Below are 22055 nucleotides of genomic sequence, written 5' to 3'. Positions count from 1 at the left end.
TCGTTCATTCAGATTGAGGACGCGCCCTAAGACAGTTATCAGAGCTATTGAAAATAACGAAAGCAGAATGAAGTGATAGTCGATAATAAGTGATAGATAGCTTATTCGGTTGTCATTAGGCTTTGCAAAACCGTCTGCAATTTATCTTTATTGATAGGTTTGGCCAAAAAATCATCCATTCCTGCTAAGCGACAGGCCTCACGATCATCTTCTGTATTATTGGCAGTTAATGCGACGATAGGAATACTATCTCCTTGCGATCGTATGATTTGGGTAGCTTGCAAGCCATCCATAACTGGCATACGGCAATCCATAAGAATCAGGGCAATTTTTTGTCTCTGAACATCAAGTTGCTCTAAGGCTTGTCGGCCATTATCTGCAACCAAACAAGAATAGCCTAATTTGTCCAATAGCTTACAAGTAATCTTTTGATTGGTCGAGTTATCATCGACAACTAAAACCAAAGGAGCTGTAGATGCTTCCTTAGTATCAACTTCCACAGTGAATTCCTTTTTACTCTCAACATCGTCAATAGTATCTTTATTTTTCTGAGTAATGGTTGCTGGCTGTGCTAAACGTATTAGCTCAGATAGTAACAATGCAATATCTAAAGGTTTATTCAAAAATCCGTCAAATTTGTCCAATAACGAAGAAGTAATGCTGCGTTCGGGCTTCATGCTTAATAAGAGTTTTGGTAAGGAAGTATTATTCAGTAAATTATTAATAATCTTGCTTTTTTCATTGTCATTGGGTTTCGCTGGGCTACCTGTTTTTGAGATTTCAGTAGCCACTGAAAGATGAGCTGGTAAAAGGCTGTGAGTCTCATAATATTCATAATCTAGTAGCAATACTGGTTTTAGTATTTGTGCTTCCTTTTCTAGCTGCTCATATAACTGTTGCGCAGCAGCACTGTCTAAATTGGTATAGATACTGACAGGCAACGATAGATGTGAGCACACCTGCTGTAGAAATGTTGCGCAAATCTCTTGTTCAACAACAGCAATGAGGCGAATATGGGTTAGGCTGCTGTGGAAATGATATATCGGCTGATAAGTTGGCGTATGACAAGGTAAGTACAGAGAGAAGTTACTGCCTATGCCAAGCTCGCTATCTAGTTGAATAAAGCCACCTAATAACTGCGCGAAGCTGTTGGAGATAGCAAGACCGAGTCCTGTACCACCAAATTTTTGGCTAATTTGCTTATTTGCTTGATTGAAGTATGAAAAAAGTCTGTGCTGCTCAGAATCTGCAATGCCAATCCCTGTGTCTTTGACGCTAAAGCGCATCCATTGATGGTTAGCCCCAGTATTAACGACCGTATTGGGTAGGCGGTTATCAGGCGCTAAGTTTTGGTTACGTGCAGCACTGGTTAAGGTGCGCTTACTGTTGAGACTAGTGATAAAACACATCTGCTCATAAGTAATGGGCTCAACAATTAACGCCACATAACCTGCTGGGGTGAATTTGATCGCATTATCTAGTAAGTTAAGCAGAATTTGGCGTAGGCGGTTGCCATCAGTGCTGACATAGCGCGGACAGTCAGGGGCAAAGAAGTACAATAAATTAATGCCTTGCCTGCGCGCGCTACCGACCATCAAATCACTAATATGTTGCCCAAGTTTAAAAATATCAGTAGGCTCATTGACGATATCAGCCTTACCTGCTTTTATTTTTGCCATGTCGAGCATATCGTTCAGCATCGCTAGCATTGACTGACTAGACTGACTCAACATGGATAGCACTTCTTGCTGACCTGGCGTTAAGCGATTCGCCTCTATCAACTCTAACGTACCAATAATTGCGTTTAGCGGGGTACGTAACTCATGACCAATAATAGATCTAAGTTTAGCAAATTCTTTTATTTGTAATTGCGCTTGCTGGTTTTGAAGCTGTAGGTCATCTACTTGTTTAACGAGCTTATCGACGTTATTGAGTAATACGGTAAAGCCATGAACTTGTCCGTGTGCCCCAAACCATGGAGTGATATGTAACTGATAAGCTTGTTTATCTTCTAAGCCATAAACTAACAGATTACGAGTAACGCGTAGAGTAGATAGTTTCTGTAATAGTTGTTGGGTCGCTTTATCACTGCCAGTCAAAAAATCCGTTAAGCTATAATTAGAATCACGCTGGAAAGCAGTAGTAAAAACTTGTTCAAAGCGCTGATTAAAAAAACTTATGTGACCTTGGCGCATGACCATAAGCATTGGCAAAGGTGCTTGATTAACCAAATGTTCCAAACGCTGGCTAAGCGTTTTGATGCGTCGATGATGATCGTGTAGCTGATAGCTGACCCGGCTTAGAGAATGACCTAAGCGCAAGAATTCGGAGGTGGTTGTTTCCTTTACAAACGGTGGCGGTAAATAGGCTTCCTTAGATGACATCGTCAGGCTTTCTGTATACTGTACTAACTGGTCCCAATTAGTCCGGCGTTTGAGCATATAAAGTAGTGCTAGACTAAACAACATAATTGCTGTCATCAAAGGCAACCAAAACCGGTAAGATATCCAGTTTATATCAAGAGGTTGATGGCGCAGTACTACATATATCTGATGACCACTTTCAACCTTAATTTTACCTGTCAGGGTATCATTATTTATCTGATATGAGCTTGTTGCAGTCTTAGATGTAGTCGTAAGTGTAGGAAAACTGATATTAGAAAATTGTTGCTCAAAAGGCTGAGTGTGACGATAGACGTATGTCTGCCCAGAAGGCATCATGAGAATTAACTGATAACTGATATCCTGAAAAAAAGGTTTGGTAAGTATTTTTTCAACCTCAGCCTCTGTCGGTACGGCATGATCAGTCGTTTCATGTTTTAGCGCCATAAAAACAACTTGGCTATGTTCTTGGCTTTGGGTTTTGAGTACCGAAAACATCATGGCATAGTATAAGACCAGCATTATCAGCAGCGTCAAGATGTAAAAGAAAAGCAGACGTTTTAATGACTGAAACTGTTGCATGGGGATATTATCCTATACCTGCGCGACAAGGTAGTGCGATGGTAAGCTAAAATAATCTACTCTAATAATTGGATGGTACGTTTTAACCGCTAGTTTTCACCTATAATTCTTGGATTTTATTGTTAAATTTTTTTAGGTTATTGTGATAAGCAGTAATATAGATTACTTATAGTAACAAATTTACTACCAGCATGGTTATGGCAATCGTACTAATTTAGCAGCTTAGCGAACTTTTAGGTCAGAAAAAAGAGGTTTATTTAGTCAAATATTTAAACATAATGTGATAAGTATGGGTTAATAGTTAGTTTTGATAAACTTATGTCGATATAGAATACATCAGTAATATAGATTGCAAATATAACCCAAAATAGACTGCTATGGTCTTGAACCACAATCATAGCACTACACTGTAAACTCACCTATAATGTCACGACTACTAATCTAATATGTAATATGGGTGTTATGACCACAATTAACTCTGCTTCTGAAAGTATTGTACGACCCAATCGCTTGCGCATAGTGTTTGCAGGCACGCCGGAATTTGCCGCTTCTAGTCTTGAGTCATTAATTGCTCAGCAAGAGCAGCTTAATATAGATGTGGTCGCGGTATATACGCAGCCTGATCGGAAAGCGGGACGTGGCCAAAAGCTGGCTGCGTCTGCGGTCAAGCAAGTAGCGCTCACTCATGACATTCCTGTTGAACAGCCTGCTACCTTCAAAAAATCCAGCGCAGAAGGTATGGTCGCAAGGCAAACGTTATCAAGCTATCAGCCTGACGTGCTGATCGTTGCAGCATATGGTCTTATTTTGCCCATTGGTGTGTTGACCACACCTACCTATGGTTGTCTAAATATTCATGCCTCACTACTGCCACGTTGGCGCGGTGCTGCACCTATCCATCGCGCGCTATTAGCAGGAGATTCTGAGACCGGCATTACCATCATGCAGATGGATAAGGGGCTGGATACCGGCGATATGCTCCATAAAGTAAGCTGTACTATCGCTGATAATGATACGGCGGCAAGCTTACATGATAAGTTAGCCGACTTAGGGGCAACTGCTATAAGCACTGTCCTACAAGATTTGCCAAGCTACCAAGCAAAAGCAATTGCCCAAGATGACAATCAAGCCAATTACGCTGAAAAGCTGGTAAAAACTGAGGGCGAGATTGATTGGACGCAGTCTGCTACCGTTATTGAGCGTCAAATTCGTGGTTTAACACCGTGGCCTGGCGCTTATACTTTTTTAGATGGTGCACGTGTAAAGATATTAGAAAGCTTAGCAGTTAATCCGTCGCAGCAAACGACAGAGCCAGCAGGCAAAGTTATTAGTGTTGGACGTAAAGCCATTTTAATAGCCTGTGGTAACAATCAGCAAACCGACGATAAAGAACAACCTGCTAGCACGCTCGCCATAACCAAATTACAGTTTGCTGGTAGCAAACCCGTTACCGCTGAGCAAGTCTGTCATGGCAATCAGCTTGATGATGGTGACCAGTTTACGACTGATTCGAAATAATTCAATTAAGCTTAATGTACTTTAATTATAAGCAATCCCACTTGCACAAGACGCTATCGATCATGCGTCAAGGAAATCAAATTTAATGAGACAAACCAGCACTGCGCCAAGAAATAATAAGCTCAAACGTTCAAGCAATCTCATTATGAATGGCAGCGTACGCGTACGAGTAATTCGCACCTTACTGGCTATTCAAAATGGTCAGTCGCTCTCAAGCGTTCTTGACCCATTGTTAAACAGTTTGCATGATGGCGATAAAGGCTTTGCACACGCCCTATTGCTAACCACTCTACGTCAATGGTATGCACTTGCACGATTGCTCGATAGCTTGGCAGATAATCCTATCGATGAGATTGAGGTGCGCACCACCATTCAAGTGGGCCTAGTACAACTACTATACTTAGAAGTCGCTGACCATGCGGCCATTCATGAAACGGTCGAAGCGGCGAAAGAAATCGAGTTTGCGCATGCGACAGGTCTTATCAATGCCATCTTACGTAAAGTAGCTAAGAACCCAAGCAAGTTCCGTAAGAAGTGCGACAAAAAGCATAGTCTACCGAATTGGCTTGCCTATCAGCTTAAGCAGGACTGGAGCGAGCAGTATGATGAGCTGACTCAAGGTTTACGCCAAGCTGCGCCGATGTTTTTACGGGTAAACTCAGGGGTTAGCTCAGTAGAGGATTATCAGCAAGCATTGGATGGGGCAGAGATAGAAGCGGATTTGGTTGAGCTAACCAGTGGTTTTAACTTAATGAGTTCGTCAGATACAGCCACGCCTACAACATTATCAACCAAAGGTCTTAGGTTACATCAAAGCACTGCAGTGAACGCTTTGCCTCATTTCGCTGAAGGTGCTGCCAGCGTACAAGATATGCATGCTCAACTTGCTGCGCCACTCATTCATACCGCTTTAATGAATAAAGTTAGTGCTGATAAGTCTAATACAGACATTGATTCAGACGCTGATAATAACCAGCTACACATTTTAGATGCTTGCGCTGCACCCGGCGGTAAACTGGCTCATTGGTTAGAACTATTGAGCTTAGATGAGTCGTCGTTGTTTCACGTGAAACAAGAAGATGCTGAAACGTCACCTGTGATTAATAACATCAAGGTAACGGCTATCGATAATGAAGCACCGCGTATCGAGCGTATTTATGAAAACTTACAGCGCCTAAATTTAACACAGCAAGACTTAGAGCAAGCTGAAAAAAACATCGCGCTCAATATTGTTTGTGCGGACGCCACGACATGGCAAGGGGCTGGTAAGAAAAAGAGCAAGCTCGTATTTGACGCTATATTACTAGACTCACCTTGTACAGCTACTGGGGTGATTCGTCGTCATCCTGATATCAGTATCTTGCGTACGGAAGAAGACGTCGAGCAAACCGCACTGTTACAAGCGGATATCTTGCATAATCTGTGGCCACAACTTAAAGTCGGTGGCTATCTATTATATGTGACTTGCTCTATCTTAAAGCAAGAAAACGTCGAACAAATGCAAGAGTTCCTCACTCACTATAACAATGCGACTGCCATTGAGTTTACCGAGGATTGCAACTGGGGCATCGCGCAAGCTATCGGTCGTCAGTGCTTACCGATTGATAATATGGGTGGCGATGGTTTTTATTATGCTTTGCTGCAAAAGACGGCTCAATAAAATACAATATTATAGAACCTCACTCTCAGCCTTCTAAATTCATTGATATAGGCTGGTGCTTACTAGCCAAGCATAAACCTTTGCGCAAGCAAAATGCTAGGCTAAAAACACTAGTCTACGATAGTTTATACGATGTTGAGACTCAGGTACTAATTCAGGTACTAAAGACTAACTTTAGACGTTTTAAGTAGGGAATAACCATGAAATATATCAGTACCCGTGGTCAGACAGCGCCGATGGATTTTAGTGATGTGCTCTTAATGGGGCTAGCGCCAGACGGTGGCTTGATGTTGCCTGAGCACTATCCAAATATCGATAATGCGACGCTTGATGAATGGCGCACGCTTAGCTATCCAGAGTTGGCGCTAGCTATCATGCAGCGCTTTGCTACAGATATTCCTTATGCTGATCTAAAAGATATTGTAGAGCGTACTTATACGACTGAGGTATTTGGCAGTGCAGAGATTACGCCAGTACGTAAGCTTGAAGATAATCTCTATATTTTAGGATTGTCCAACGGTCCAACGCTAGCGTTCAAAGATGTGGCGATGCAGTTTTTGGGCAATGCTTTTGAGTATGTACTTAAGCAAAAAGATGCACGCATTACCATCATTGGTGCGACCAGCGGTGACACAGGTAGTGCGGCAGAATATGCACTGCGCGGTAAAGAAAATATCGAAGTCTTTATGCTGTCACCACATGGAAAAATGAGTGAATTCCAGCGTGCGCAAATGTATAGCTTAACCGATGATAATATTCATAATATCGCTATCGACGGTATGTTTGATGATTGCCAAGACATCGTCAAAGCCTTACAACAAGATGCAGAGTTTAAAGCCGCTTATAACTTAGGCACGGTCAACTCCATTAACTGGGGTCGCATCTTAGCGCAGATTGTTTACTACTTTAAAGCTTACTTTGCAGTGACGAATAGCAACGATGAACAAGTAAGCTTTAGTATTCCTTCAGGGAACTTTGGCAATGTTTGCGCAGGTCACATTGCTCGTGAGATGGGACTACCCATAGGGCGTTTAATCGTCGCGACCAATGAGAACGATGTGCTCAATGACTTCTTTAATCAAGGTGCTTACCAGCCACGTGCGACTGACAAAACCTACGTGACCTCTAGCCCTTCAATGGATATCTCCAAAGCTTCTAACTTTGAGCGCTTTGTTTATCTATTACTAGAAAAAGACAGTGCGCGTGTTCATGAATTGTTTGAGGGTGTAAAATCAGGTCAAGGTTTTGATTTGTCAGATGTACTGGATGCCGTTAATAGCCGTTATGGCTTTGCTGCGGGCAAGTCTACCCACGCCGACCGTTTACAAACAATCAAATCTTTATATGAACAATATGGCGAATTGGTCGACCCACATACGGCTGATGGTATCAAAGTCGCCAAAGAGCTTCAGCAAGAGGGCGAAGTTATTATTTGCGCAGAGACTGCATTGCCAGTCAAATTTGCAGAGACTATCGTTGAAGCTATTGGCCCAATAGATATCGCACGTCCAGCCCACACCGAAGGTTTGGAAGATTTAGAGCAGCATGTTGTTATCTTAGACAATAAAGCAGAGTTGGTCGCTGAGCAGATTCGTCAGCATGTACAACCAACTCTAGCCTAAATAATCCGTTTCACGTGAAACTTTGAATAGTTAACCAAAAGCCTCATTACCTAAATAATCTAGGTAGCGGGGCTTTTTAATGCTTGCTTAATAATAATGAATAAACCATGAATAGCACCACTCAAAAACCAGTATTACTGGTTGAAAATAGTAGGAAAAAAAGTCACGTATTCTCTTTCGGCATCGGTAAAACAGATTTTTTCAAATGAATCATTGATTGGTATTATGAGTGATATAGGTCTCATACATACCTCTTATCTATTCAAGAATCAATAAAATATTCTGCAGGTTAACTTTATGTAAACAGATGTCTAATTATATGCTAATGTGTATATAATTGTAATTTTAACTGTCTTGGCGATTAATCTACCAACTAGGTAACTTGTTGGATTCAATCTTGCAGGGATAAGTAATAAAACAACAAAAACCCTATTTACGCGGTACCTTAAAACTTGTGGATACAACCATGAAAATGAGCCTAAACTCTATAGCAAAAGCGCTGCTTATCACAGCTTTCAGTAGTGTAATGTTGATGAATACTGCTCAAGCTAATAACCCAGCCCCAACCATTAAAGCAGATGCGCCCAACCGCTATATTGTCAAAAAAGGCGATACTTTATGGGATATCTCAGGGCGTTATTTAGACAGCCCATGGCGCTGGAAAGAGATTTGGGCCACCAATAAGCAAATTAAAAACCCTAACCTTATTTATCCTAATGACGTACTCATTTTATGCGTCATTCAAGGTAAGACGTTAATTGGGGTCGATACAGGCGAAGGTTGTGCTGGTATCGAAAAGCAAATAACAGGCAATGTAGTCGTTAGCACGGTTGCGGTTACTTCAGTAGCCAATAGTATTCCACCGATTCCACGTGCAGCGATCCAGCACTGGTTAGATAAAACGATTATTGTGAATCCAAAAGATTTCAACACTACCCCTTATGTCTTGGCGTCCAAAAAGCGCAACCTGATTACTGCTAGTGGCGATAAGATTTATACCAAAGGAATTCCGCTTATCGTTGGACAACGTTATGGCGTATATCGTGAAGGTGAGCTGTATGTCGACCCCAGAACCCAAAAAGTTATTGGTCTTGAAGTCACCCAAGTAGCAACTGGCTTGGTAACTAGCGTTGAAGAGAACGGCGTAAGTAGTTTGCAACTTACCGACTCTTATGGCAAAGAAGTACGTGAAGGCGATCGCGTGTTTGTAGAGCTGGATAATTCTATTCCACCAGTGTTCTATCCTGAGCCTGCAACTGTAAATCGTGGTGGTTTGATTGTTCGGGTTATGGATTCAATCAGCTCAGCGGCAAAGGGTAGTGTGGTAGCTATCAATTTAGGTAGCACGCAAGGCGCCAAACCTGGTGATGTGCTGTCTGTCTACCAAAAAGGGCCTTTAGTACGTGATACTAAAGATAACGACACGCCTGTACGCTTGCCAAGCGAGCTGTCTGGTATGGTGATGGTATTCAACACTTTTGATGATATCAGTTACGCTTATGTTTTAAGCTCAGAGCTACCACTGAATGTTGGCGATCAACTGTTACCACCGCCTTATCTATAAAGCTTCTATAGCAATTATCTACGAGTAAAACAGTCATGACGGTACATTTACCTCCTTTATCAGTTGAACAGCGCGCTATATTGGCATTGTGGTATGAGGTAAATGCATCATTGTCTGCTTATCATAAGCTTATTATGTCTTTTGGTGATGCACAGCTTGCTTGGCAGGCTACGGTAGAAGCATGGCGACAGTTAGGTATTCACCACACTCACCTTAAACGTCATGAACAGCCAGAGCAAACGCTGGCCAGTATCGATAAAATTCAGCAAGCGCTGATAGAGAAACGTTATAGCCTGCTATTTGCCGATCAACCCGATTATCCTGTTCAGCTCCTGCAAATTTATGATCCGCCACCATTGCTATTTTATCGTGGTAATAGCGCGCGCTTGCAGCAAGCACAAATCGCTATCGTGGGTAGCCGAAAACCCACCGCCCATGCGCAAAAAATCACTTTTGATATAGCACAGTATTTAGCGCAGGCAGGTTACGTCGTCACAAGCGGCCTTGCAATGGGCGTCGATAAGCGGGCGCATTTAGGTGCGTTAGCTCAAGCCGATCGTGAATATCAAGGTCGTACCGTTGGTGTCATGGGTACGGGTATTGATGTGTACTATCCCAACCATCATGATCAATTATTTGCTCAGATTATCGAGCAAGGTGGCTGTATTATCAGTGAGCTATTGCCACACACGCAGCCGCACAAACATACTTTTCCGCGTCGTAACCGTTTAGTTGCTGGACTGAGCTTGGCGACGATTGTAACAGAGGCTACTGTTCAAAGCGGTTCGCTAATTACTGCGCGTCTAACCTCTGAGCAAGGCAAACAAGTCTTTGCGATTCCAAGTCATATTGATAATAGTAATGCTGAAGGCTGCCATCACCTGATACGTGAAGGCGCGACTTTGATTTATCATCCTAAGCAAGTGCTAGAAGATGTTAATGGTCAGCTGGATTATGATAGTAAAACCTATCAGTCAGTAAATATACTCAAATCTAACAGTAATCAATTGCAGAGCGTCCCGTCCTCTAGCTCTATAGACACTAGCGGAAGTCCTATCGCAACTGCTGACCAACCAGCGTCATCTAATATCAAATCCCCTCGCAGCGCGATAGTCGTACCTGAACATTTAAAGGTCGTTTATGCTCAACTTGACTGGCATGGACAAGATTTAGATGCGCTATTGGTTGCCACTGAGATTGTACCGCCGCAGCTCATTGGGCAGTTGATGGAGCTTGAGTTATTGGGCGTTATCAACGTGCAGGGCGGGCGTTATTTGCGCGTCTAAAGTCATGTTTTTTTATCTCAAAGTTTCTTTGTACTCCAGTTATTGAGTATTTAAGCTAAGAACAATTTCGACAATTTCAAACTCCGCTATCCTAGTCTTTCTTTATCATATGTTATTATGAGTGCTTAATCTTCTATTATCCTGAAGTATTCAAGTCATGAAACAATCCGCACCATTCATTACCGACTCTGTCGTCCAAGCTGCTAAGTGGCTTAAAGAAGGGCAGCTACTTGCTTATCCAACGGAAAGCGTTTGGGGTATTGGCTGTGATGCTTATGATGAAGCGGCAGTTCAGCGTATTTTAGCTATCAAACAGCGTCCACAAGCTAAAGGTATGATCGTCATTACCGATAGTGCAGAGCGTTTAACACCTTTATTAGAGGTATTAGAAGATGCTCAACGTGAGCAAGTCGTGAAAAGCTGGCAGACAGATAACAATACTGATTATACTCAAGAGCAGCAAGCGCATACTTGGTTATTGCCTATTCCGAGCACACTTGCTACAAGCATACCTCCTTGGATAAGGGGTCAGCACCAAACTGTCGCTGTTAGAGTTATCGCTCACCCTATTATCCGTCAGTTATGCCAACAGATGGTAAGTGCTCATAATCCGTTTGGGCTATTAGTTTCCACAAGCTGTAATCCATCAGGGCAGCCCCCTGCTATGAGCTTTACTGATGCCTATGCTTATTTCGGCGAGCAAATCAGCTACTTAAAAGCTGAGACCCTAGGTTATACCTTACCAAGCCAAATTTGTGATGCAACCACAGGCCTCATCGTTCGTTAGGGGGTAGCAATCATTCAAACAGTCAGTATGATTACTTAATTTCACTATTGACAGAAATAAAAGAATGGCGCACTATGAGTCAAGAAGGCAGTTATAAATTCTAGAAAATAGTGAGTAGATATCAATCATGAAACTAAATCCTGTGACCGAAAAATTTATTTTACATTGGGGCGAAATGGGCTCGCAGTGGGGTGTCAATCGCACCATGTCACAAATTCATGCATTGTTATATATCATTGGTAAGCCGTTAGATGCTGAAGAAATCACCGAAACTCTTGGGGTTGCTCGCTCTAATGTTTCAAACAGTATTAAAGAATTGCAAAATTGGGGATTGGTACAAAAGGTTTCGATATTAGGTGACAGGCGAGATCATTTTACGACCAATACTGATGTTTGGGAGCTCGCACGTATCATTGTAGTTGAACGCCAAAAGCGTGAGCTGGATCCAACAGTACAGTTTTTACAAGAACTGATGAATAGCCCTGAGTTTGAACATGAAAATAGCGAAGTAAAAGCACGTATTCGTGATACCCAAGAATTCGTTGATACAGTTACCACTTGGTCATCTGAGATGCTTAGACTACCGACTAGCGCCCTTAAAAAAATTTTGAAACTAGGTGCGAGTATTAAAAAGGTTCTAGGATAATCTAACTATGTAAAAATAAAAAATTTTGAGTACATATTTCTGTTTTAACAGAAATTAATGTAATGATGTAGCGCTTATATAGACTCCCTTTAGTAGCAGTAATGACAAATGGATGTGTGACATGAAAGCAAATAAAACACATGGTAATAAAGAGCAAGCGATCAAAGATGCTGTTAGCTCAGTAGAGTGGAAAGACTTGCACCAGCTGACTCGCGGCCAAATTACTTATAACCTTATTTTGCCTTATCCGTTTTTATTGCTGTCATGGTGGTTTGCCAGTCAATCTTGGTATGTACTAGCGTGCGGCGCGTCGTATCTGTTTTTTGCTGCGGCCTTTCGCCAAGCTCATGATGGTTATCATCATAGCTTAGGTACAGGTAAACGTGCGACTACCGCCATATTGCTGTTGCTTAGTGTGTTATTGATGACCAGCTTGCATAGCATTCGAGCCACTCATATGGAGCATCATCGTGACCCTCTGGGCGATAGTGATATTGAGGGTAGTCTGGCAAAAGTGTCATGGTGGCAAGCGATGATAGGCGGCATAACCTATCGGTTCGATATCTATCGCCAAGGAATGCGTCTAAGTAGTCGCCGCAATCAAAACTTGGCTTGGTTAGAGTTTAGTTTAATTGCTTTAGTTATCTTAGTTGCCCTTGTATTGACCGCGTTGACTATCCCAGCTCTTGCCATGTTAGCGCAAGTGTTGATGTATCACTTACTGACCATGATGTTGGCAAATGCTAGTGTCGGAATCATTGCTGTGTGGGGTGTGCATCATGATTGTGATGAAACGCTAGCCCGCACTGAGCGTAACCCATTGGTCAACATATTGACTTTTAACTTGCTCTATCACGTAGAGCATCATCTATTTCCTGCTGTGCCATCCAATCATTTACCGGAGTTAGCTAAGCGTTTGGATGCAGTAGCGCCACACTTGACCGATCAGCATGTATTGCCCGATATGTCTGCTGTTACGGACTTTATAAAAAATCGATGGAACAAAATAAAAGATAGCTATCACCATAGCAACGATGATGGCGAGTGTCCTATTCGTAAACGTTTTGCGTAATGGATAGACTAGAAAAACTGAGATACTTATCCACCAATTATCCATGGCAAATTCATTAGCGCTACCAAAACCCTATTTATACTAAGTTAACGATGAACTTTTATAGGATAAATATAATGAAAATGAATGACAGGGTTGATGCTTATCCTTATTTACAAGTCATTATCTTATTTGCAGGGCTTGGTAGTGTTATTGGTGGGCTGATTGTGCAATTGTGCGTTTTATTGATATTTAGAGAAGCAGATTTTGTCCAGATTAGTTATCAACCAATACTATATGTTGGATTACTTGGTTTTATCCCTGCTTTATCAACAGGTATTATCGTTGCTAGTAAAAAGATATGGCGCGGTGATCATAAAAGTATACGTATGTCCTTTTTAATTGGATTTGTGTCATCTGCATTTTATATGGGCGTAATCGTCATATATTTAGGGATACACTCATGGATGGAAATTGGGGTGCTATTAGCTTTTATGTTTATCGTAGGCCTGTTCGGCGCTGTAAATGCTGTTATCGCTAGTTGCCTTGCTTTACCAAAAGTATGTAAAAGTGGTTTTGATATAACATCCGAAAAGGAAGAGGATAGTTACAAAGGATTAATTTCAACTGAATGCTAAGCAAAAGATATAGGGAGTAAGGTATGAATATTCTAATCAGTGGTGGCTCAGGATTCTTAGGTAGTGCATTTAGTCGTGAGCTGATGACACGTTACCGCGCACAGAATAAAGAGCTGCATATTACTTGGTTGACTCGTGATAGCAGCCAAGCACACCCTGACGATATCGCTATGATGACTTATGATGAGCTTGCAAAGACTGATAAAAGCTTCGATGTCGTTCTAAATCTAGCAGGTGCTGGGATTGCAGACTCGCGTTGGAGCGATACCCGTAAAGAGCAGCTAATGGCGAGCCGCGTTAAGCCTACCGAGTCAATATTAGCATTTATTGCACGCAGTAGCGCCAAGCCTAAACTGCTGGTTAGCGGTTCCGCGATTGGCTGGTATGGAGTGCAAGGTGATAAGCCATTGACTGAAAGTAGTAGTTTTGAGACGGATTTTGCTCATAAATTATGTGATGATTGGGAGCAGTTAGCGCTCAAGGCCACTGAACATGGCGTACCTGTGGCTATTGTGCGCACTGGTGTGGTGATTCATCCTGATGGCGGTATGCTGGGTAAGCTTTTAACACCGTTTAAGATGGGCGTCGGTGGACAATTGGGTGATGGCAATCAAATTATGAGCTGGGTCAGTCGTGAAGACTGGGTAGGGGCTGCGATATTTATCATTGAAAAGCATTGTACTGATTATACGAACGGTCAGACCACGCAGGATAACTCGCTAAAAACCACAAATGATACGCCAGCGCTGGTCTATAACCTCACTGCGCCTAACCCAGTAACCAATCATACTTTTACCAAAGCACTTGGATCATGGCTAAATCGTCCAACGTTTTTCACTTTGCCAGAGTTTTTGCTTAAGCTGATGTTCGGTGAGATGTCGACGCTACTGATTGATGGGCAAAGGGTATTGCCACAAGCATTACAGGACGCAGGATATGAGTTTAAGCAACCAACGTTTAAGCAGGCGTTAGAAGATCAGAAATAGTGAAGATAGCAAAAATTATAGAAGGTAATACTGTTTCACGTGAAACCTATACAGTAGATATATATCCTAATAAGTCATTAGATTTTGTAAGGTAAGGATGATAAGAATAAAGGCTCGAACAAAGTTTTTGATAAAACTGGGGCATGTCATCATTTAGATTTTAAGACTACTAATTTTATAAATGTGCTAATTGATGACACGCTCTAATATTAGTAGGCAGAAAGTGGAATATCTATGAAAAAAGTTTCAGCAATACAGATTCGCATAAATTTGTTATAAGATGACGCCATCTTTATGCAATCAGATATTATTATGTGGTTTTTCTTTATTATCATCACCCAACTGCTGGCGTTAACCACAAGCGTTATCTTATGGTGGCTCATTAAGCCAAAACGTTCGATTATAAAAAAAGCAATTTTACCATCCATTTTCATCATTAATAATGTGGCGCTCGTTTATGGGCTTAGTGATTTTTGGCTCGCACCTTTTCATATCTATTTAGTCGTGGGTATTTTGCAAGGCTTTATGATCTATGCTGCGCTGATTACCGCCGCTATTGCTCTGATATATTATAAGTTATTGAAAGGTCAGTGCCGACCTAAGCTCATACGTAGCATCGGCATAATGATATATATTGGCATCGTAAGTTTAGCGGTATTTAATGCTTACTCGCCAGTGGTACATCAGTTAACTGTTACGACAACCAAGCCATTGAATGAGCCAATAGATATTGCCTTAGTATCCGATACGCACTTAGGTAGATGGTTTGGCAATCGACAGATAGATAGGTTGGTCAATCTCATCGATGCTCAGGATGCTGACATGGTAGTGCTGGCAGGTGACATTATGAATGATACTACTATCTATTACGACAAAACCAATATGCATGAGCGATTATCAAAACTGCGAGCGCCGCTTGGCGTGTATGCTGTATTAGGAAATCATGATTATTTAGGGTACGAAGAAGCAATCGCTGAAGCGGTAACAGATGCAGGTATCACAGTACTGGATAATGAGAGTGTATTGCTTAACGAGTCAGTGTGGTTAGTCGGGCGTTCAGACGATGTAGATTCTACACGCTTATCAGCATCAGAATTACTGTCGAAGGTTGATACCGATAAGCCGACTATATTTTTAGAGCATCGTCCTACAGCGCTAGAAGAGATCAGCGATTTACCCGTAGATTTGCACTTATCGGGACATACGCATGGCGGACAGATATTTCCATTGACGATGCTAAAACAGTGGTTTCAACCACTGGTACACGGTACCAAAAATATAGAAAATACGCAGTTTCTAGTATCTTCAGGCTATGGTTTTGGTCCTGTACCATTTAGGCTAGGAACGCGCTCTGAGATATGGATGATTAGGTTACAATCTGCTCCATAAACTGTTTAAATAAATGACCTAATGCCCATGCTAAAAGCCTCTACTATATAAGCATAGTAGAGGCTTTTTATACGTTACCAAACTTCCGCTTAAAATTTTTTGTCTTGTCTAAATTTCTTTAAATACCAAAATCACTCTGGAATTACTCATGCGCTACGCATTTTTTATCACCATTTTTGTACTGTTGCAGCTTTTTAGTTTAGGAGCTGCGCTAAGCTTACAATGGTGGTTACAGCCTTGGACAACGACTACCTTACAAACCGCAGTAATGGTAACTATATTTATCATTACCAATAGTTTGCTGCTACTGAGTGTCAAAAGAGTGTTTGCCAATAGCTATCGCTGGGTGAGTAGTTGGATGTTGTTCATGCATTTCATGGTACTAACCGCGTTGCTAATCAGCTTGTTATACGGAGGTTATTGGCTAATAGTAACCCTTAGTGATGGCACTATTAGTAATGCTTCAGTTAGTAATGCTTCGGTGATTGCATTTGGACTACGAGTGCTCGCTCTGCTTATCTTTATCGGTCTGTTCATTTATGCTTTATATAGCGCCTACGTACCTGTTGTGCGTAAAAAAACTATTAATATTAATAAACCGATGGTAGGGCAACTGCGTATTGCGGTAGCCAGTGATTTACATATTGGTCGACTGTTTGGTAGCGGTGCGATAGATAGGCTACGTCGCCTTGTCGTTCAGTCTGAAGCGGATATACTGTTAATGCCGGGCGATATTATGGATGATAATACCGAAGCATTTACAGCCTATGATATGCAGGCAAACTTAACTGAACTATGTGCTAGCCTGCCTTACGGGGTCTATGCGACATTAGGCAATCATGATTTATACGGGCATGAACAGCCCATTAGTTATTCTTTACGTAGTGCTGGCGTGCATTTGTTGAACGATGATGTAGTCTGCTTGACGCATCAAGATCAACCGATTTGGTTGGTTGGCCGTTTTGATAATCATAAACGTGAGCGCGTAGCGACGACAGAATTACTGGCGCAAGTAAATGTAGATGAGCCCATTATATTACTAGACCATCGCCCTAGCGATATTGTTGAACATAGCCAGCTACCCATTGATTTACAAGTGGCAGGACATACTCATAATGGACAGGTATTTCCTGCTAATTTTATCGTCAGTGCTATTAACCGTCTAGGTTATGGTTATGAAGCGATTGGTCATGGACACTTTGTAGTGTCATCCGGCTATGGTTTTTGGGGTATTCCGTTTCGCTTGGGTTCGCGCTCAGAGATTTGGTTAATCACTCTTAGTGGTAAGTAATTGACGGACAAAGCTGGCAAACTTGTCAATAATACCAGCCGTCTCATGACCAATACCTTTATGAATACTCATTAAATGAATGAAGCCATGCGGCGCGCCTAGCACAGTATAGGTCTTAGTCGCGATACGACTATCTTGTAATTGGTCAGCGTAAACTAGAGCCTCATCACGTAAGATATCTAGTTCAGCCGCCACAATGTAGCTAGGACACATATGCGTGTTATTACCGTGCATAGGCGATGTAAGCGGGTGTGAGCCTGTCAAAGTACTATGTTGCATGTAGGCTGTGTCAAACACTTCCACATCATTGTAATCGAGCAATAACCCTTTACCGTATAATGCCCAACTAGGATAATTCGTCTCGATATCGGTCACAGGATAGAGAGGAAGTTGGGCAAGTGGACTAGGCAAGTCTTGCAACTTATTAATCATGTCTTTTTCATCTAACTCTAAATTCAACCATTGCGTAGCATCTGGCGCAGTGATTTGTTGAGCGACCAAGATGGCTAAGCAATCACCAGCACTATCCCCTGATAGTACAATACGCGATGGCAAGGCACCCAAAGTATGGCAGTGCTCAGCTAACCATTCATAAGCAGCTAGGCAGTCTCTAAGAGCGGTTGGGGCAGCGTACTCTGGCGCCAATCGATAGTCGACACTGACCACAGGCCAACCTGTTTGTCTGCAGACTGCGTGACAAAACTCATGGTGAGTATCAAGATCGCCAATACAAAACCCGCCGCCATGAAAGAACAACATGACTGTTTTATCGCGGTTAGTTTCATCAACACTTTGCCCATGCTGCTGATAACAGCGCACCGTCATATCATCGCCGTCAGCGTTAGCTATTATTTCATCTTGCCAGCGAACCGTTGCGCCAGTTTCTGCCTTACGTTGTGTGCTAGTTTTCGCGTTATTTTTTGCGTTGATTTCTGCATTATCTTTAATCGGCAGCTTTAAATCATTATCCAGTTGTTGCCAGACGTTTGGCGCTTGCATAGCGACTGCGTCAGCTGCAAATTTATGTCGTAACGTAGTCAGTTTATCGATACGTAGCGGGCGCTTAAGCTTATTATTTAGCGCTATAATCAAACGCAAGTGGGCATCAGCATGTGGGTATTGCTTAGTGTTAGAACCCTGTAAAGAGGTATTAAGCCTTTCAAGTAGGGGCGTAGGCAGATAGCCGAGACCTTTTAGCACATAGTGAAATGCGTGCTTTTGATAGCTCGCTTTTGAGTGGTGAATATCACTAGAAAGGCTATTGTTTAGATGATTAATTAGCAGTTTACTACCTTTTGCTGAACTGCCTTTTGATGGACTACGTTCTGATGCATCACTGCTTGCTCGACTGCGTAGCGCTTTTATTGTATTAGCAATTTTACTTACCAGTACATTTACGGATGGAATTGGTAGGACTGGCATAACATTCCTTAGTAAATTCAACCAAGTGAGAGAATGAGTTCGAAAATATATAAAGGTTAGCGACTTATGACAGATAATAAAATTATCATGTTGTTGAGCCACTTACTCTCAGCTTTTAGTATCTTTTAAGTCCATCGTTGTCTATTAAAGCTCATTATTTCATCAAAAGCTAAAAATTCATCTTGTTTAGGCTTGAAATTTGCCCCTATGGCCTTTATCAAGCAGCTATCAGAACATAATTATACCAAGCGGTTATTTCCAACAAATCCATTTATAACAAATCCGCGCTTAGCGGTTTTATTTTACATTAAGTTTAAGACTCATTAATAAAATCATAAGGAGCTATCATGACTGAACAAGCACCCAACCACGAGTTTGACGCAAATGACCCAAAAGCGGCACAGAGCAATATCGACCGTGATGAAAGCATTTTAGAGGAAACTATGAAAGAGTTTAATCCAGGAAATAACTCTGGCGAAGACAATACTATCGAAAACGATATCGATATCGATGCTTTTCACACGCGTATCGCTGAGCTTGAAGGTGAGGTCAAACAAGCTAAAGAAGGTACCGCTCGAGCCAATGCTGAAGCTTACAATGCGCAAAAGCGTATGGAGCAAGAAGCGGATAAAAGCAAAAAATTCGCTTTGCAAAAATTTGCTAAAGAATTGTTAGAGGTCGTCGATAACCTAGAGCGTGCTGTCGAGATGGCTGATCCTGAAGATCCAGTCGCTGAAGGTGTTAAATTGACTCATAAAGCGCTGCTAACCGTACTCAATAAGCATGGCGTAGAAGTGGTTGATCCACAAGGCGAGAAGTTTAATGCTGATTTCCATGAAGCAGTAGGTATTGACCCAGAAGCAGAAGCGGATATCGTTGGCACTGTGTTGCAAAAAGGCTATAACTTAAATGGTCGCCTATTGCGTCCCGCTATGGTACGTGTCGGTCAGTAATCGAAGTGGGAATGAAGGTAAGCCTTAGCAAAAGTAGGGATATTCACAAAACTTCACACAAAACCGAGTTAATGTACTGTCATTGACTTGAAAAACCATAAACGTAAACCGATATAAAGCAACAAGTGACCACTTAAGGTCTGATATACCAAGTCTAGTCGCATTTATTCAGTACAGCTCAATAGTATGAACAGTAAATGCGCCTAGCAACCAATATACAAAGTAGCTTAGATAAGCAGCAATCTTATAAACAGTAATCTAGAATAAATTTGGAGTAATTAATTATGGGTAAAGTAATTGGTATTGATTTAGGTACAACTAACTCGTGTGTAGCCGTAATGGAAGGTGATAAAGTTAAAATCATCGAAAACGCTGAAGGTACACGTACTACACCATCTATCGTCGCTTATAAAGATGACGAAACGCTTGTTGGTCAGTCAGCCAAGCGTCAAGCAGTCACCAACCCAAACAACACTTTGTTTGCAATCAAACGTCTGATCGGTCGTCGTTTTGATGACAAAGTGGTGCAAAAAGACATCGGCATGGTGCCATACAAAATCGCTAAAGCTGATAATGGCGATGCTTGGGTCGAAGTTAACGGTAAGAAATTAGCACCACCACAAGTTTCTGCTGAAATCTTGAAAAAAATGAAAAAGACCGCCGAAGACTATCTTGGTGAAAGTGTGACTGAAGCGGTTATTACCGTACCAGCTTACTTTAACGATTCACAGCGCCAAGCAACTAAAGATGCGGGTAAAATCGCTGGTCTTGATGTAAAGCGTATTATCAACGAGCCAACAGCGGCTGCACTTGCTTATGGTATGGACAAAAAGCAAGGCGATAGCACGGTTGCTGTTTATGACTTAGGTGGCGGTACGTTTGACGTATCAATCATCGAAATCGCTGACGTTGATGGCGAGCAGCAGTTTGAAGTACTAGCAACCAATGGTGATACATTCCTTGGTGGTGAAGACTTTGACTCAGCTTTGATTGAATATTTAGTTGCTGAATTCAAAAAAGAGCAAGACGTGAACCTTAAAGGTGACTCTCTTGCGATGCAGCGTCTAAAAGAAGCGGCAGAGAAAGCTAAAATTGAGTTATCAAGCGCGCAAAGCACTGAAGTGAACTTGCCATATATTACTGCTGATAGCAGTGGTCCTAAGCATTTAGTCGTCACTATCAGTCGCTCAAAACTAGAGAGCCTAACTGAAGAGCTAGTTCAGCGCACGATGGGTCCTTGTAAGATTTCTCTTGAAGATGCTGGTATTAAACTCAGCGATATCGATGATGTTATCTTAGTCGGTGGTCAGACTCGTATGCCACTAGTACAGAAAAAAGTACAAGAATTTTTCGGTCAAGAGCCACGTAAAGACGTGAACCCTGACGAAGCAGTAGCCGCTGGTGCAGCGATTCAAGGTGCGGTATTGTCTGGTGACAAAACTGACGTACTATTGCTTGATGTTACGCCATTGACACTAGGTATCGAAACGATGGGCGGTGTAATGACGCCTGTTATTGAGAAAAACACCATGATTCCTACCAAGAAATCACAGGTATTCTCAACGGCAGAAGACAACCAGCCAGCAGTAACGATTCAGGTGTATCAAGGTGAGCGTAAAATCGCCAATCAAAACAAACAGCTTGGACGTTTTGATTTGACTGAGATTCCACCAGCGCCACGCGGTTTACCACAGATCGAAGTAACTTTTGATATCAACGCTGACGGTATCATGAACATCTCAGCAACTGACAAAGGTACTGGTAAAGCACAGAGCATCCAGATCAAAGCAGACTCTGGCTTGACAGATGAAGAAGTTGAACAAATGGTGCGTGACGCTGAAGCCAACGCTGAAGAAGACGAGAAATTTGCTAACTTAGCGCAAGTTCGTAACGAAGCTGATGGTCGTATCCATGCGGTTCAAAAAGCATTGAAAGAAGCTGAAGACAAAGTGACTGATGAAGAAAAATCAACAGTAGAAACCGCTATCTCTGAGCTTGAAACAGCTGCTAAAGAAGATGATCATGATGACATCAAAGCGAAGCTTGAAGCGTTAGACAATGCTTTCTTGCCAGTCAGTCAGAAGATTTATGCTGAAGCCGGTGCTGGCGCTGAAGGTATGGATCCAAGTCAGTTCCAACAAGGAGCTGAATCAGCTGATAGTAGCCAAGCTGATGATGACGTGGTCGATGCTGAGTTTACTGAAGTAAACGAAGACAAAAAATAAGAACTTATATAATCATAAGTAATTAAATTAAAAAAACGCATCCTTCGGGGTGCG

At 41.9% G+C, this 22055-nt stretch carries 16 protein-coding genes; 14 read left to right on the top strand and 2 right to left on the bottom strand.

Annotation, left to right across the window (positions count from 1 at the left end):
- Positions 1-101: 101 nt before the first annotated feature.
- Positions 102-2963 carry a response regulator gene (locus AK825_RS14010; protein ID WP_068038788.1) on the bottom strand — a complete coding sequence of 954 codons (2862 nt, stop codon included), beginning with the start codon at positions 2961-2963 and terminating at the stop codon, positions 102-104.
- Between the two features lie 462 nt (positions 2964-3425).
- On the opposite strand from AK825_RS14010, the gene fmt reads away from it, so the two are divergent.
- The 12 genes from fmt to AK825_RS13950 all read left to right on the top strand — a co-directional run bounded on the left by fmt (position 3426) and on the right by AK825_RS13950 (position 17401).
- Positions 3426-4481 (top strand): methionyl-tRNA formyltransferase, encoded by a 1056-nt coding sequence (gene fmt, locus AK825_RS14005; RefSeq protein WP_068038785.1) that lies wholly within the window; start codon positions 3426-3428, stop codon positions 4479-4481.
- An 85-nt stretch (positions 4482-4566) separates the two neighbouring features.
- Positions 4567-6141, top strand: coding sequence for a transcription antitermination factor NusB (locus AK825_RS14000; RefSeq protein WP_068038783.1), 1575 nt, complete (start codon positions 4567-4569; stop codon positions 6139-6141).
- Between the two features lie 200 nt (positions 6142-6341).
- Positions 6342-7763, top strand: a complete 1422-nt coding sequence (thrC, locus tag AK825_RS13995) for a threonine synthase (protein WP_068038780.1) — start codon at positions 6342-6344, stop codon at positions 7761-7763.
- Between the two features lie 466 nt (positions 7764-8229).
- A complete protein-coding gene (locus tag AK825_RS13990; RefSeq protein WP_068038776.1) occupies positions 8230-9327 on the top strand; it encodes a LysM peptidoglycan-binding domain-containing protein in 1098 nt (365 codons plus the stop codon).
- Between the two features lie 35 nt (positions 9328-9362).
- On the top strand, positions 9363-10613 hold the full coding sequence (gene dprA / locus AK825_RS13985; protein ID WP_068038774.1) for a DNA-processing protein DprA: 1251 nt from the start codon (positions 9363-9365) through the stop codon (positions 10611-10613).
- 157 nt (positions 10614-10770) lie between these two features.
- Positions 10771-11400 (top strand): L-threonylcarbamoyladenylate synthase, encoded by a 630-nt coding sequence (locus AK825_RS13980; RefSeq protein ID WP_068038770.1) that lies wholly within the window; start codon positions 10771-10773, stop codon positions 11398-11400.
- 127 nt (positions 11401-11527) lie between these two features.
- Positions 11528-12046 (top strand): MarR family transcriptional regulator, encoded by a 519-nt coding sequence (locus AK825_RS13975; RefSeq protein WP_068038767.1) that lies wholly within the window; start codon positions 11528-11530, stop codon positions 12044-12046.
- Positions 12047-12167: 121 nt separating this feature from the next.
- Positions 12168-13118, top strand: coding sequence for a fatty acid desaturase (locus AK825_RS13970; RefSeq protein ID WP_068038764.1), 951 nt, complete (start codon positions 12168-12170; stop codon positions 13116-13118).
- 116 nt (positions 13119-13234) lie between these two features.
- Positions 13235-13735 (top strand): hypothetical protein, encoded by a 501-nt coding sequence (locus tag AK825_RS13965; RefSeq protein ID WP_068038760.1) that lies wholly within the window; start codon positions 13235-13237, stop codon positions 13733-13735.
- Between the two features lie 23 nt (positions 13736-13758).
- Positions 13759-14721: a TIGR01777 family oxidoreductase gene (locus AK825_RS13960; protein WP_068038758.1), complete on the top strand. Its 963-nt coding sequence runs from the start codon at positions 13759-13761 to the stop codon at positions 14719-14721.
- 294 nt (positions 14722-15015) lie between these two features.
- Entirely contained in the window at positions 15016-16110 is a 1095-nt protein-coding gene (locus AK825_RS13955; protein WP_227514085.1) for a metallophosphoesterase, read from the top strand.
- A gap of 148 nt (positions 16111-16258) precedes the next feature.
- The gene (locus tag AK825_RS13950; protein ID WP_068038755.1) at positions 16259-17401 is read left to right on the top strand and encodes a metallophosphoesterase; all 1143 of its coding nucleotides are present in this window, start codon (positions 16259-16261) and stop codon (positions 17399-17401) included.
- On the opposite strand, the gene AK825_RS13945 is transcribed toward AK825_RS13950, so the two are convergent.
- Positions 17378-18823 carry an alpha/beta hydrolase gene (locus tag AK825_RS13945; protein ID WP_068038752.1) on the bottom strand — a complete coding sequence of 482 codons (1446 nt, stop codon included), beginning with the start codon at positions 18821-18823 and terminating at the stop codon, positions 17378-17380. The two genes, AK825_RS13950 and AK825_RS13945, sit on opposite strands and share 24 nt — an antisense overlap.
- A 347-nt stretch (positions 18824-19170) precedes the next feature.
- Between AK825_RS13945 and grpE the strand changes: the two genes are divergently transcribed.
- Together grpE and dnaK are read left to right on the top strand one after the other, a co-directional pair.
- The gene (gene grpE / locus AK825_RS13940) at positions 19171-19776 is read left to right on the top strand and encodes a nucleotide exchange factor GrpE (protein ID WP_068038751.1); all 606 of its coding nucleotides are present in this window, start codon (positions 19171-19173) and stop codon (positions 19774-19776) included.
- A 284-nt stretch (positions 19777-20060) separates the two neighbouring features.
- The gene (gene dnaK, locus AK825_RS13935) at positions 20061-22001 is read left to right on the top strand and encodes a molecular chaperone DnaK (protein ID WP_068038747.1); all 1941 of its coding nucleotides are present in this window, start codon (positions 20061-20063) and stop codon (positions 21999-22001) included.
- Positions 22002-22055: the final 54 nt, after the last annotated feature.

The sequence above is a fragment of the Psychrobacter sp. P11G5 genome (assembly GCF_001593305.1).
Lineage (GTDB): Bacteria > Pseudomonadota > Gammaproteobacteria > Pseudomonadales > Moraxellaceae > Psychrobacter.
The sequence above is the reverse complement of the archived record's forward strand: the minus strand, read 5'-3'. Positions and strand labels throughout refer to the sequence as shown.

What these genes read in the sequence shown, in the direction of transcription:
- AK825_RS13975 (WP_068038767.1), top strand. Translation starts at nt 11,528, where the DNA reads ATGAAACTAAATCCTGTGACCGAAAAATTTATTTTACATTGGGGCGAA.
- AK825_RS13960 (WP_068038758.1), top strand. Translation starts at nt 13,759, where the DNA reads ATGAATATTCTAATCAGTGGTGGCTCAGGATTCTTAGGTAGTGCATTT.
- AK825_RS13965 (WP_068038760.1), top strand. Translation starts at nt 13,235, where the DNA reads ATGAAAATGAATGACAGGGTTGATGCTTATCCTTATTTACAAGTCATT.
- AK825_RS13980 (WP_068038770.1), top strand. Translation starts at nt 10,771, where the DNA reads ATGAAACAATCCGCACCATTCATTACCGACTCTGTCGTCCAAGCTGCT.
- fmt (WP_068038785.1), top strand. Translation starts at nt 3,426, where the DNA reads ATGACCACAATTAACTCTGCTTCTGAAAGTATTGTACGACCCAATCGC.
- AK825_RS14010 (WP_068038788.1), bottom strand. Translation starts at nt 2,963, where the DNA reads ATGCAACAGTTTCAGTCATTAAAACGTCTGCTTTTCTTTTACATCTTG.
- AK825_RS13955 (WP_227514085.1), top strand. Translation starts at nt 15,016, where the DNA reads ATGCAATCAGATATTATTATGTGGTTTTTCTTTATTATCATCACCCAA.
- dprA (WP_068038774.1), top strand. Translation starts at nt 9,363, where the DNA reads ATGACGGTACATTTACCTCCTTTATCAGTTGAACAGCGCGCTATATTG.
- AK825_RS13945 (WP_068038752.1), bottom strand. Translation starts at nt 18,823, where the DNA reads ATGCCAGTCCTACCAATTCCATCCGTAAATGTACTGGTAAGTAAAATT.
- AK825_RS14000 (WP_068038783.1), top strand. Translation starts at nt 4,567, where the DNA reads ATGAGACAAACCAGCACTGCGCCAAGAAATAATAAGCTCAAACGTTCA.
- AK825_RS13950 (WP_068038755.1), top strand. Translation starts at nt 16,259, where the DNA reads ATGCGCTACGCATTTTTTATCACCATTTTTGTACTGTTGCAGCTTTTT.
- AK825_RS13970 (WP_068038764.1), top strand. Translation starts at nt 12,168, where the DNA reads ATGAAAGCAAATAAAACACATGGTAATAAAGAGCAAGCGATCAAAGAT.
- AK825_RS13990 (WP_068038776.1), top strand. Translation starts at nt 8,230, where the DNA reads ATGAAAATGAGCCTAAACTCTATAGCAAAAGCGCTGCTTATCACAGCT.
- grpE (WP_068038751.1), top strand. Translation starts at nt 19,171, where the DNA reads ATGACTGAACAAGCACCCAACCACGAGTTTGACGCAAATGACCCAAAA.
- dnaK (WP_068038747.1), top strand. Translation starts at nt 20,061, where the DNA reads ATGGGTAAAGTAATTGGTATTGATTTAGGTACAACTAACTCGTGTGTA.
- thrC (WP_068038780.1), top strand. Translation starts at nt 6,342, where the DNA reads ATGAAATATATCAGTACCCGTGGTCAGACAGCGCCGATGGATTTTAGT.